Below are 12,485 nucleotides of genomic sequence, written 5' to 3'. Positions count from 1 at the left end.
TCTTAATTGGAATTCAGAGTTAAGTGATCCAATATTAATTAGTGGGATAGAGTCTAAAATACAGGTTCGCGTTCGAAGTTTGCAGTACGACGTTTCAGTTTAAAAGTCGTGCCTCGAACCTCGAACTTCGAACATCGAATAAGGGGGGGAACTTATGTTTAACCGGGTCGGTATTGATGTGGGAGGCACCTATACGGATGCAGTGTTTATTAACAATGGACATATCCAAACCACTGCCAAGGTACCCACCCAATCAGAGAACTTAGTAGAAACCCTTATGAAGGCTTTTGATGGGTTAAAGATCTCAAATGAGCAGGAGATTAATCAAATCACGGTCAGTACGACACTGGTAACCAATGCAATTCTTGAAAATCGTATTTCCCCGGTTGAATTACTCTTATTCTCAGGCAAGGGGATGAACATCAATGCACTTCCCTGGCCGGTAAGCTATACAGAACTAAGGGGAGAAATGGACTTCAGGGGCAGGGAAGTTGAGGTTCCCGATCTGAAAGAATGGGAGAGACTCCAAGTGTCGATGGGGCAGGATCATTTAGATCATGTTGCAATTGTCGGTAAGTTTTCCCACAGAAACCGTCTTCACGAGGAACAACTGGCTGCCTATTTAAAAGAACACACCCCCTCACTTAAGATTGCCCTGGGGCATGAATGGGGACAGGCCAATTTTTATCGCCGCAGTTTGACGACCTATCTGAATTTAGGCGTAACTGATCTTTATCAGCAATTCGCCCGTCAACTGCAGACGGCAATAGGTGCTCGGAATAGTCAGGCTCAGATTTTCATTTTAAAAGCAGACGGCGGGTGTATACCCCTTGCCAAGCTGCGGCCCATTGATTCCATTTATTCCGGACCCGCTGCAAGTGTGCTGGCAGCTCTGACCCAAACCGACCCTGCTTCTTCGACAATTATCGTAGATATCGGCGGTACAACGACAGATATTGGTCTTAGTCTATCCGGAGTTCCCTTACTTAGTTCAAAAGGAGCCCGAATCGGCGAGTTTGCTACTCTTGTCCGCTCACTTGCGGTCCGTTCCATCCCAGTGGGAGGAGACTCTGTGCTGCGCAGAAACGATCAAGGCTTCAGCATAGAAAACTACCGGCTTGGTCCGGCTTATTGTCTGGGCGGAGATGTACCGACTCCGACGGATGCCATGCGTTATCTGGGGCTTATTGACTATGGAAACCCACAGCTTGCGGAGGAAGGACTGGCCGCTCTATTACCCCCTGACCAAAGAACCCCTCAGCACTTGCATGATCTCTCGACTGAAATTATCGACAGAATGGTTGACCGAATCACGAAAGCCGTTCATTCCCTTAAGCGGGAGTGGGAGGAAGAACCGGCCTATAAAGTCTGGGAGGTTCTTCATCCTCATGAAAGCAAGGAGTTTAACACCTTAGTCACCGGCGGGGGCGCAAGAGGAATTGCAGGTGCCTTAGGAAAAAGTCTGAAAACCCCCGTTCGCCTCGGCGCTTTCCCGGAGGTTTCCAATGCCCTCGGTACAGCTTTAGCCAGACCTACCTTTGACTGTACTCTTCATCTGGATACCTATATGAAACAGTATCGCGTAGAAGAAACCGGAGAACAGGGGAAGTGGACAGGATCTCTGCGGCCTTACCGGGAAATTGACGATTTTTTGGCAACCCTTGTTCAGCAGCAAGCTGCACACTATGGAATTGAGATTCAAGATCTGGAAAAGGAACCTTTTGATTTCTTTCCCATCGTTCAAAATTATCAAACCGTAGGCCAAATTGTCCGCGGGGCGGTTCATTTGCGGCCTGGTGTCGTGGGGAGGGTACACGAATGAAGCGAACAGGACTATTATTTTTTCCAGCCTTTGACTGGTCATTAGGTGACACTCATCCGGAACGTGAGGAACGTCTTCTCTATACTCAGGAACAGCTTTTTGAAGAAGGGATTCTGGATTTGCCTCAAATCAAACAGTTTTCCCCCCGTGTAGCCACCATAAAAAATGTCCTCGGAGCGCAGGCCATATTACCTACACCAGGGGAGCATACCGATAACTTAGATCCCCATCTCATTGCAGCAGGAAGTGCAATCCTGCTGGGAGAGGCGCAAGTGAAGGGGGAGATAAAAAATGGCTTTGTGCTGGTACGCCCTCCCGGTCATCATTCCGGAGCTACGGTATGGGGAAACCGCGGATTTTGCTCCCTAAATAATGAAGCTATTTTGGTAAACCATTTGCGGGCCCGTTTCGGGGTGAAGAGAATAGCTATTGTTGATACAGATGTTCACCACGGGGACGGAACCCAGGATATCTTTTATCATGATCCCAATGTTCTCTTTATTTCTCTTCACCAGGATGGGCGCACACTTTATCCCGGAAGCGGATTTGTTCATGAAAAAGGAGGGCCTAATGCCTGGGATCAGACCTTAAATATTCCCCTTCCGCCGGGTACAGGGGATGAGGGTTATCACTATGTCCTGGAAAATTGGGTTCTGCCCCGCCTGCAGGCTTTTGCGCCTGAACTTATTATTAATTCGGCAGGGCAGGATAATCACTTTACAGATCCCCTGGCTTCCATGAACCTAAGCGCGGACGGGTACGGTCGAATAACTGAACTTCTTCAGCCTGATCTGGCCGTCCTTGAAGGCGGTTATTCCATTGAAGGAGCCCTGCCGTATGTCAATTTGGCCATCCTGCTGGCCCTTGCCGGAGAAGACTATCACCATGTTCGTGAACCTCAGAAACAGAAACGGCCTACGTTAGCCTTAGATGCTCTTAAACCCTACATTCAAGAGTTGAAAAAGCAGCAGCAAGCCGTTAAACCGACGTTTACAGTCCGGAAGAAATCCGATTTTCCTGACGGAAAATGGATTTCTATACCTCATTCGGTTTATTATGATACAGATGGATTCCAGGAATCCCGGCAAGATTACATTCGTGAGTGCCGTAATTGTGCCGGAACTGTCTATATAGAAACCAGACGGTATACTCAGAAATCAATCCTCGTGAGAATCCCTTTTCAGGCCTGCTCAAGCTGCGAGCAAGCAGGCTATGACCTTTGGGAACAGCTGCAGCATTCCAAAGATGATATCAAAAGTGGTTTTCTCCAGAATCAACTGCAGGATAGATACTATGTTTGGAATAGGAAAGAAGGACTGAGGGAGTTTTGACAGCGCTAATTCATATACTTGATGCTCACTCGGCAAACCAAATCTCTGCCGGAGAAGTGGTTGAACGTCCCGCCTCAGTGGTCAAAGAGCTGGTCGAAAATTCCTTAGATGCCGGGGCAAACCATATCGACATAACCGTTGAAGGAAACGGGGTACCCTTAATCCGGGTGCGGGACGATGGCAATGGCATTGGAAGTGAAGACTTGCCTTTAGCTGTCATCCGGCATGCCACAAGTAAGATCACTCAGATTGAAGACTTGGATCAATTGCGAACTCTCGGTTTCCGGGGGGAAGCACTCCCCAGTATTGCTTCGGTTTCCAAGCTGGAAATTTCGTCACGTCCTGCTGATCAACCTGCCGGATTAAGTCTGACCCTTAACGCCGGAGAACAAGAAGAGATGAAAGAAATCGGCTGCCCCGCCGGAACATGCGTGACTGTCCGGGATCTTTTTTTCAATACACCTGCCCGTTTAAAATTTCTAAAATCCACACCCACTGAATTTGGCCTGATCAGCGATACAGTCGGGCGAATTGCCCTTGCCCACCCGGATATTGCCTTTTCTTTAACCCATCCTCATCAGGTTGTATTGCAAACCTCCGGACGTGGAGATCTGCGGGAAGCCATAGCTGCAGTCCTTGGCCATGCTATCGCCCGGCAACTTATTCCCGTCAACGTGCATCATGAAAAATGGCATCTTCAGGGTTTTATCAGTCCGCCGAGCCTGGTCCGATCCTCCAGACAAGCCCAATATTTTATGATCAATGGACGGATTATTCGCTCACCGCTCTTAAGCCGTGCCCTGGCCGAAGGGTATCACACTCTTATTCCGGCCAAGCTTCATCCTATTGCTGTACTTCATTTGTCGGTTCCGCCTTCAGATTATGATGTGAACGTTCACCCCACAAAAATGGATGTAAGGTTTAAAGAAGAGCAAGAGTTAACTCTTTTTATACGTGAGGCGGTCTATAACACATTGATTAAGAGCAAACCCCTGCCTTCAATTCAAACCAAGGCCGACCTTACTCCTTTAGCTAAGGTTGCAAACACTTTAACCAAGCTCCCCGGGACACGTAGTTCTAATTCTGAATCAATCCCTCGTCCTGACCACAATCCCTCTGCTGAAAAGTCGGAAATTCGTGTATCCGAAGCACCTAAAACCTATAGTCAGCCACAAATCAAATTCCCTCAGCAGCCAACTCAAGTTTATAAACATCCGGAACCTCTCGTTTCAGACAGGCAAGCAGCTGACAGCCCTGCACTGCAGCAAGCTGACCGGCAAGACTCCGATCCATTCACGCTAAAAACAGACGAGACTTTAAACCTACAGAAGAGTCCCTCTGACCAACCTGAACCATCGGGTCAATCCTTAAGCCATATATGGCCCTTAACTCAGCTCTTTAACACCTATATCCTGGCTACGGACGGTAAAATCCTGCTTATGATAGATCAACATGCCGCCCATGAGCGAATTAATTACGAACGATTATTGAAAGAGTTCAAACAAGCGGAAAAATCCAGCCAAGCTCTGCTGATTCCACTGCCTATGGAGTTTACTCTTCAGGAAGAACAAGTGCTTTTAGAAAACTTATGGATTCTCAATGAAATGGGCTTCATTCTGGAACAGTTTGGCTCCCGGACCTATCTGCTCCGTGGCGTACCTGCTCAGACAGGGGCCTTCCAGGCCGATGATTTGCTCCGCCAGTTTATTGATCAGGTCTTACTAAAAAACTCCCCTCCGACCTTCGATAAAATATTGGAAGAGTGGATTTATATGTTAGCCTGCAAGGAATCGATTAAGGCGAATGATTCACTTAACCTGCTTGAAATGGAACAACTCATAGCCAGTCTCAGCCGTACTCAAAATCCATATACCTGCCCGCACGGACGGCCTACGATGATTACAATGACCCGTTCAGAATTAGAAAAACGCTTTTACCGCACATAAGCCCTTGAAGTTTGCCGGCCTTGGGACCCGGGCATACTAATCTGAAAAGGCCGAATCATGATTTTCCCTCAGCTTATGATAAATGGAGATGGTTAGGTGTTTCCCCTAGTAATAATTATCGGCCCGACCGGCATCGGCAAAACAGCCCTTGGCCTGGCCTTGGCCCAGAAAATCGGCGGAGAAATCATCTCCGGAGATTCTGTTCAGGTCTATCGGAAACTCGACATTGGTTCAGCTAAACCGTCGAGTGCGGAACTGGAACTTGTCCCCCATCACCTGATAGATTTCCTGGATCCGGCAGAGCCTTTTACGGCAGCTCAATTTAAAACCATGGCAATCTCCAAGATGGAAGAGATAAGAAACCGTGGACATGTACCGATTGTGGTCGGCGGAACCGGACTGTATATCCGTTCCTTGCTGGATCCCTACGAGTTTTCTCTGGAAGGCTGTGAAGAAATACGCATTAAATGGAATGAGTTTGCCAAAGCACACGGAAACCTGCTCCTGCATGAGGAACTTAAGAAACGGGATCCGGAAACTGCTGAGCAGCTGCACCCGAACAATGTTTTACGAATCATACGAGCCCTTGAGGTTTTCGAATTAACGGGTAAAACTCTTTCCAGCCAGCGTCAATTCAGAGATGATGAATATCAGCCCCTTGATCCGTCAATTGTGTATATCGGATTAACGGCTCCCCGCGAGCTGATTTATGAACGTATTAATCAGAGATGCGCAGCAATGCTTTCCCAAGGTTTAATCGAAGAAACTCTTGAACTTATAACAGATGGTTATTCTCCAGCCCTAAAGCCCTTACAAAGCATCGGGTATCGTCATGCGATTTGGCACTTAAAAGGGCTTGTCACCCAGCCGGAAATGCTGCGTATACTCCAAAGAGATACACGTCATTTTGCCAAACGACAGCTAACCTGGTTCCGGCGGGACCCAAGAATCAGCTGGTATGACATTGAGGCTGGTCTCAGCACTATACTGGAGTCTGCCGTTCAAGCTTGCAGAGCCAGTCAATCTCGTGTAAAATAGATTTAGTGTTGAAATATAAGGTGATGGAGGAAAATATATGAACAAATCGCCCATCAATTTACAAGATACCTTTTTAAATCAAGTGCGTAAGGAAAACCTTCCTGTGACCATATACTTAGTTAACGGGTTTCAGCTTAAGGGGCATATTAAAGGATTTGATAACTTCACTGTTGTCATTGAATTTGAAGGCAGACAACAAATGGTTTACAAACATGCCATATCGACGGTTATGCCGATCCGCCCGATTAACTTTGCCGCGGCGAGTGCAGGAAATCAAACCTAAGTAATTTAGAGATTAACCGCAATAATACATGATCCAAGTATATAGAACTAAGTTCGGCCTATCCGGACTTAGTTCTTTGTGCTTGAATTCATTACTCAACTATGATATCTTAAAGTGATATGTCTATATTTAGTGAAAGAAAGGAACTCAACCCAACTATGGAAACTCGAAACTTAAGAAACATTGCAATTATCGCTCACGTTGATCATGGTAAAACCACGCTTGTTGATGTTATGTTAAAACAAAGCGGAACCTTCCGGGCTAATCAGCAAGTAATCGAACGTGTTATGGATTCCAATGATTTAGAACGTGAACGTGGAATTACTATTTTATCAAAAAATACTGCGGTACACTGGCAGGGAACGAAGATCAACATTATTGACACTCCGGGGCATGCCGACTTCGGCGGTGAAGTGGAACGGGTCCTGCAGATGGTGAATGGAGTGCTTCTGATTGTTGATTCCTTCGAAGGTCCGATGCCGCAAACCCGGTTCGTATTGCGCAAGGCTTTAGAACTCAAGCTGGTCCCCATTGTTGTCATTAATAAAATAGACCGGCCGGATGCGCGCCCGGCTGAAGTGGTGGACGAGGTGCTGGATCTCTTTATTGAGCTTGGTGCAGACGATGATCAATTAGATTTCCCGGTAGTTTATGCCTCCGCTCGCAATGGAATAGCGGGACTCTCGCCTGATGGGCTGGAGAACTCTTTAGCCTCTCTATTCTCGGTTATTATGGAGCATATCCCGGCACCCGTTGTCGATCTTGAAGCACCGTTCCAAATGCTGGTTACCACTCTGGACTATGATGATTACGTGGGCAAGATTGTGGTTGGCCGAATTGTCCGCGGGACAATTCATCAAAATGAAAATGTGACTTTAATCAAAAGGGATGAAAGTTTCGAACGTACTAAAGTCGGTAAAGTCATGATCTTTGAAGGCTTAAAGCGGGAAATTGTTCAAGAGGCTTCAGCCGGAGAAATCGTGGCGCTGACCGGATTGACCAGTGCAAATATCGGGGAAACCGTCGCCTGCGCTCTAAACCCGGAAGCCTTACCGACCATTGAGGTTGATGAACCAACCTTGTCCATGAATTTCATGGTTAATAACAGCCCGTTCGCAGGGCGTGAAGGACATTTCGTAACCTCCCGCAAACTACGTGAACGTCTTTGGAAAGAGGTTGAAACCAATGTCAGCTTAAGAGTTGAGGAGACCGATTCCGCCGATTGTTTTCAAGTATCCGGCAGGGGGGAACTTCACCTTTCGATTTTGATCGAAAATATGCGCCGGGAAGGGTTCGAGCTTCAAGTATCAAAACCTGAAGTCATTTATAAAATGATTGACGGTGTCAAATGTGAACCTATGGAATTTTTAATCTGTGACCTTCATGAAAGCACCTTAGGTTCAATCATGGAACTGTTAGGAAAGCGTAAGGCCGAAATGGCTAACATGACCAATCTCTCGGAAACTCAGCTGCGTGTGGAATTTAAAATTCCGGCGAGAGGCTTGATTGGATTCCGGGGGGAATTTTTAACCCAAACCCGCGGAGAGGGAATGATGAGTCACATGTTTTTGGGGTATGAACCCTATAAGGGGGATATCCCGGGCCGGAACCGCGGTGCACTCATCGCTTTTGAAGAGGGTGAAACCAACGCCTATGGCCTTTATTCGGCCCAGGAGCGCGGCACTTTGTTTGTAGATCCCGGTGTCCACGTATATGGGGGCATGATTGTTGGAGAGAATAAGCGTGAGCAGGATATTGAAGTAAATGTTTGTAAGAAAAAGCAGCTTACAAACATGCGTACCAGTGCGGCGGATGAGGCTTTGCGCCTTGATAGGCCCAGAGAACTATCCCTGGAGCAATCCTTGGAATTCATTAACGACGATGAATTGGTGGAAATCACTCCGAAGAGTGTCCGGCTCCGTAAAAAATTCCTGGATCACACATCTCGTGTACGCTATGCCAAGAGTTTAACAGGGAAATAATAACATCAGGTTTTACCGGACACCTTTCGTCTTTACTTGCGTATAGTAATAAGGATGGGAGGTGCCTGTACATATGACCATTAAAATAATGTTTGGACCGGACAATCAATTTCCCCCGGTTATCAAGACTCCTTTGCCCCCCAAAACTGAACAGCAGCTTACTCCTGCGCCGGAAAAACCGGGGATTGGGCGCGCGCGTAAAACTAACTCCTCTTCCATGGACAAGGAGAGAGACAAGGATAAAGATAGGGATAAAGACAGGGACAGAATTGCGGAAATCCTCGCTGAATTAGAGTCCTATATTGGCCTGGTCATAGTGAAGCGTCTTATCCGGGATCTGCAGGCCTTCGTGGAAATTCAGAAGCGAAGAACTCAGGAGAAGCTGATCGCTGAGCCCCTTGTTCTCCATATGATTTTTAAAGGGAACCCCGGCACGGGCAAGACAACAGTGGCACGCTTGGTCGGGCGACTGTTTAAAGAAATGGGTGTTCTGCAAAAAGGTCATATCATCGAATGTGAGCGTGCCGACCTTGTCGGTGAATATATCGGTCATACCGCCCAGAAGACCCGCGATCAGATCAAGAAGGCTTTAGGCGGAGTCCTGTTTATCGATGAGGCCTATTCCTTAGCGCGGGGAGGAGAAAAGGATTTTGGCAAGGAAGCCATTGATGCCCTAGTCAAATCTATGGAAGACAATAAAGACAATCTCGTCTTAATCTTAGCGGGGTATAGTCAGGAAATGGACTGGTTTTTGCAAACCAATCCGGGACTTCGTTCACGCTTCCCGATACATATCGATTTCCCGGATTACACACTCAACGAATTGTTAGCTATCGGAAAATTGATGTTTAAAACCCGGCAATATGAATTAACCCAGGAAGCTGAGGATGCCCTCCGTTTTCACCTGCATAGTCTGCTAAGTTCTCATCGTTATGCCGGTAATGCGCGGCTTGTACGGAACCTCGTGGAAAAGACCATACGAAAACAGGCAGTTCGTTTGTTTCAAAAGCCAAGCTCCAGCCGGGAAGAACTTATCCGGATTCTGCCTGAAGATATCAACTTGGAAAATCTCTGACTCAGGCTCTCTATAGGCTGATAACTAATAATCCGTTGAATTCGAGGTATTGTATGATTATGGATATTTCGGGGGACTTGTCCGGGATACGGGCAAGTCAGTTACAAGAACTTAAAAATTTATCGGACCTCAAAACTGAACGTTCCGAGCTAATCCATCCTGAAATTCTTAAAGAGCTTATCCGCCTGACTCAGCTCTGGAATCGGGAAATTGCCGTATATCTGTCCCGTTCCGGTACGCTGCTGGCGGCTGCGGTCGGCCGTCATGCCGCGGTTACTCTTCCCCCAATTAAGGGAAGAGCTCTGGGGAAACATCTGCGCTGTATCCATACGCATCCGAACGGAAACTACCGGCTGAGTCCCTTAGATCATAGTGCTTTAGCATCCCTTCAGCTTGAAAGCATGACCTCCCTCGGAGTTGGCGAGGGCAAGCTTACCGGGATACAGATAGCCTATCGGGCGGGAGAAGGGGAACCATTGATCGTTAACCTGAGTCCCCAAAACTGGATTGAGTTTGATTATACGGAAAGTCTGGCCTGCCTTTCCCGGAGTATACCGGAAAGGCCTAAAACCAAGACCGCTCAAGGAAAGGAACAAGCTTTCCTGATCGCTTTGGTAGACAATGAACAAGAAACCAATGACGATTTGCTGGAACTGCGTGAACTGGCCCGGACAGCAGGCGTGGATGTGGTTGGTCAACTGGTCCAGCTCCGTCGTTATGGCCAGTCACGCAGTTATTTTGGAAGCGGGAAACTGGAAGAACTGGTTCATCGTCTGCAGGAAACAGACGCTGACGTGTTGATCTGTGATGATGAATTATCTCCCACTCAACTGCGAACCTTAGAGACGGAAACCGGACTGAAGGTGCTTGACCGGACGGGATTGATCCTGGACATCTTTGCTCAGCGCGCTCAGTCCCGGGAAGGAAAACTTCAAGTCGAATTGGCGCAGTTGAAACATCTCTTGCCCTATTTGACCGGACAGGGACAAGCTCTTTCTCGTTTAGGCGGAGGAGTAGGCACACGCGGACCCGGAGAAACGAAGCTGGAACTGGATCGAAGAAGAATGCGTGATCGTATAAACCAACTGGAAAAAGAGTTGAAGCTCGTCTTAAAACACCGTGACGTACAACGCCGGCAAAGAACCAGAAGCGGACTTCCGATGGTCGCTTTAGTAGGGTATACCAATACCGGAAAAACCACGTTTATGAAGAAGGCCATGGAACAAACCGGCGGCCGGTCTGACTTACCCGCCGGTGAAAATAAATTATTTGCTACCTTGGACCCCCTTGTGCGAGGCATTAGAATAGACCCTTCTTTAGAAATTCTCTTAAGTGATACCGTGGGATTTATCCGGAAATTACCGACCCAGCTTCTCCGCGCTTTCATAGCGACATTAGAAGAGGTTCGGCAAGCCGATGTTTTGATTCATGTTATTGATGCAAGTCATCCCCAAGCATTCCAACACGCGGAAACCGTTCAAGAGGTTCTGAACCAGCTGGAATGTGCCGATAAACCTATGCTGACCTTGCTTAATAAGGTTGATAAAATCAGGAATGAAGATGATCTGAATGAGTTGGCCGGATACCTTCCTTACCCGGTCAAGATATCCCTTAAACGTGGAGATACTCTGAAACCGGTATGGAAGATCCTTGGTTCGTTACTGAGTTAGTCATCGATTTAAGTTTCTATATTTAGGAGGATGTTGTTTGTATTCCAATCCAAAATGGCCAAAGCTGATCAGCAAGGCAGCAGCTGAAGCAGACGAAGCACTCTTTGCTCAATTACCTGCCTTACAAGAAATCACTCAGAAAAATCACGAAAAGGTTCTGAATGCCTTTCAAGAAGAACGTGTATCAGCCTATCATTTACAGGGAACGACCGGATATGGGTTGGGAGATTCCGGGCGTGAAGTCCTGGATCGGGTAGCTGCTCGTATCTTAGGCACAGAAGCAGCGCTGGTCCGTGGTCAGTTCGTTTCAGGTACCCATGCTATAGCGGCTGCCTTATTTGGCGTTCTGCGGCCGGGAGACCATGTCCTCTCGGTTAGCGGGACCCCTTATGATACCCTGGAAGAAGTCATCGGTCTGAGGGGAAAAGGACAGGGGAGTCTAATGGATTTTGGCATATCCCATGCTACAGTTCCCTTGGACTCCGAGGGCAAATTGCAATATGCCCTTATTAAAGAGAACATTACCGATAAAACCCGAATGCTGCTGGTTCAGCGTTCACGGGGCTATGCCTGGAGAAATGCTCTGATGATCCGTCAGTTAAAGGAACTGGTGGATTTTGTCAGAGAGAACTATCCCCATCTGCTTATCTTTGTCGATAACTGTTATGGTGAATTGGTCGAAGCCCTGGAGCCAGGTGATATCGGCGTGGATTTAATGGCCGGATCACTGATTAAAAATTTAGGAGGCAGTCTGGCCCCAACGGGGGGATATGTGGCCGGGCGTTCTGATTTAATTGAGCTCAGCGCTCAGCGCTTAACGGCCCCGGGAGTTGGCGGACATATGGGGGCAACCCTGGAATGGCAGCGCCTTTTTTATCAAGGACTATTCTTCAGCCCTTTAACGGTTGCTGAATCGATTAAAGGGGCTGTTTTTTCGGCAGCCTTTTGGCGGGCTCTGGGATTTGAAGTACATCCCGAACCGGAAACGCCCAGAACGGACCTTATTCAGGCTGTTAAACTCGGTTCACGGGAAAAAATGATCGCCTTCTGTCAGGGACTCCAAAAAGGATCGCCCATCGATTCTCATGTTTTGCCTGTTCCATCCGGAATGCCCGGATATGAAGATGAAATCATTATGGCCGGCGGAACCTTTATCCAAGGTTCAACCAGTGAATTCTCTGCGGATGGACCCCTCCGGGAACCCTATATTGTCTATCAGCAAGGGGGCATATCCTGTACTTATGTTCAGATGGGCAACATCTTAGCGGCCCTGAATTTGTGGCAAAAAGGGCTCCTCAGCTCATGAGTTTCCGGATCAGATTTTAAACTTCCTGAAAT

The 12,485-nt window shown here is 47.5% G+C and carries 9 protein-coding genes; all 9 read left to right on the top strand.

Translation table 11 applies throughout. From position 1 onward, the window contains the following. The first annotated feature begins 154 nt into the window (after nucleotides 1-154). The 9 genes from DESYODRAFT_RS13945 (at nucleotide 155) to DESYODRAFT_RS13905 (ending at nucleotide 12,453) form a co-directional block, all read left to right on the top strand. Nucleotides 155-1,822, top strand: a complete 1,668-nt coding sequence (locus tag DESYODRAFT_RS13945) for a hydantoinase/oxoprolinase family protein (protein ID WP_007784093.1) — start codon at nucleotides 155-157, stop codon at nucleotides 1,820-1,822. After that, nucleotides 1,819-3,153, top strand: coding sequence for a histone deacetylase family protein (locus DESYODRAFT_RS13940; RefSeq protein WP_007784092.1), 1,335 nt, complete (start codon nucleotides 1,819-1,821; stop codon nucleotides 3,151-3,153). The genes DESYODRAFT_RS13945 and DESYODRAFT_RS13940 overlap by 4 nt, the downstream gene beginning before the upstream one ends. Further along, entirely contained in the window at nucleotides 3,150-5,099 is a 1,950-nt protein-coding gene (mutL, locus tag DESYODRAFT_RS13935; protein WP_007784090.1) for a DNA mismatch repair endonuclease MutL, read from the top strand. Before DESYODRAFT_RS13940 ends, mutL begins: the two co-directional genes overlap by 4 nt. A gap of 96 nt (nucleotides 5,100-5,195) precedes the next feature. After that, a complete protein-coding gene (gene miaA / locus DESYODRAFT_RS13930) occupies nucleotides 5,196-6,137 on the top strand; it encodes a tRNA (adenosine(37)-N6)-dimethylallyltransferase MiaA (protein WP_007784088.1) in 942 nt (313 codons plus the stop codon). Nucleotides 6,138-6,174: 37 nt separating this feature from the next. Further along, nucleotides 6,175-6,420 carry an RNA chaperone Hfq gene (hfq, locus tag DESYODRAFT_RS13925; RefSeq protein ID WP_007784086.1) on the top strand — a complete coding sequence of 82 codons (246 nt, stop codon included), beginning with the start codon at nucleotides 6,175-6,177 and terminating at the stop codon, nucleotides 6,418-6,420. A gap of 158 nt (nucleotides 6,421-6,578) precedes the next feature. After that, nucleotides 6,579-8,402 carry a translational GTPase TypA gene (typA, locus tag DESYODRAFT_RS13920; protein ID WP_007784085.1) on the top strand — a complete coding sequence of 608 codons (1,824 nt, stop codon included), beginning with the start codon at nucleotides 6,579-6,581 and terminating at the stop codon, nucleotides 8,400-8,402. A gap of 73 nt (nucleotides 8,403-8,475) precedes the next feature. Further along, nucleotides 8,476-9,477 carry an AAA family ATPase gene (locus DESYODRAFT_RS13915; RefSeq protein WP_007784084.1) on the top strand — a complete coding sequence of 334 codons (1,002 nt, stop codon included), beginning with the start codon at nucleotides 8,476-8,478 and terminating at the stop codon, nucleotides 9,475-9,477. Nucleotides 9,478-9,536: 59 nt separating this feature from the next. Next, nucleotides 9,537-11,147, top strand: a complete 1,611-nt coding sequence (hflX, locus tag DESYODRAFT_RS13910) for a GTPase HflX (protein WP_042339728.1) — start codon at nucleotides 9,537-9,539, stop codon at nucleotides 11,145-11,147. Nucleotides 11,148-11,184: 37 nt separating this feature from the next. Then, nucleotides 11,185-12,453 (top strand): methionine gamma-lyase family protein, encoded by a 1,269-nt coding sequence (locus DESYODRAFT_RS13905; RefSeq protein ID WP_007784082.1) that lies wholly within the window; start codon nucleotides 11,185-11,187, stop codon nucleotides 12,451-12,453. Nucleotides 12,454-12,485: the final 32 nt, after the last annotated feature.

It is taken from the genome of Desulfosporosinus youngiae DSM 17734, from assembly GCF_000244895.1.
GTDB classification, from domain to species: domain Bacteria; phylum Bacillota; class Desulfitobacteriia; order Desulfitobacteriales; family Desulfitobacteriaceae; genus Desulfosporosinus; species Desulfosporosinus youngiae.
The sequence above is the reverse complement of the archived record's forward strand: the minus strand, read 5'-3'. Positions and strand labels throughout refer to the sequence as shown.

Excerpts from the sequence above, each read along its gene's own strand:
- hfq (WP_007784086.1), top strand. The coding sequence starts at position 6,175 with ATGAACAAATCGCCCATCAATTTACAAGATACCTTTTTAAATCAAGTG.
- hflX (WP_042339728.1), top strand. The coding sequence starts at position 9,537 with ATGGATATTTCGGGGGACTTGTCCGGGATACGGGCAAGTCAGTTACAA.
- DESYODRAFT_RS13940 (WP_007784092.1), top strand. The coding sequence starts at position 1,819 with ATGAAGCGAACAGGACTATTATTTTTTCCAGCCTTTGACTGGTCATTA.
- typA (WP_007784085.1), top strand. The coding sequence starts at position 6,579 with ATGGAAACTCGAAACTTAAGAAACATTGCAATTATCGCTCACGTTGAT.
- DESYODRAFT_RS13945 (WP_007784093.1), top strand. The coding sequence starts at position 155 with ATGTTTAACCGGGTCGGTATTGATGTGGGAGGCACCTATACGGATGCA.
- DESYODRAFT_RS13915 (WP_007784084.1), top strand. The coding sequence starts at position 8,476 with ATGACCATTAAAATAATGTTTGGACCGGACAATCAATTTCCCCCGGTT.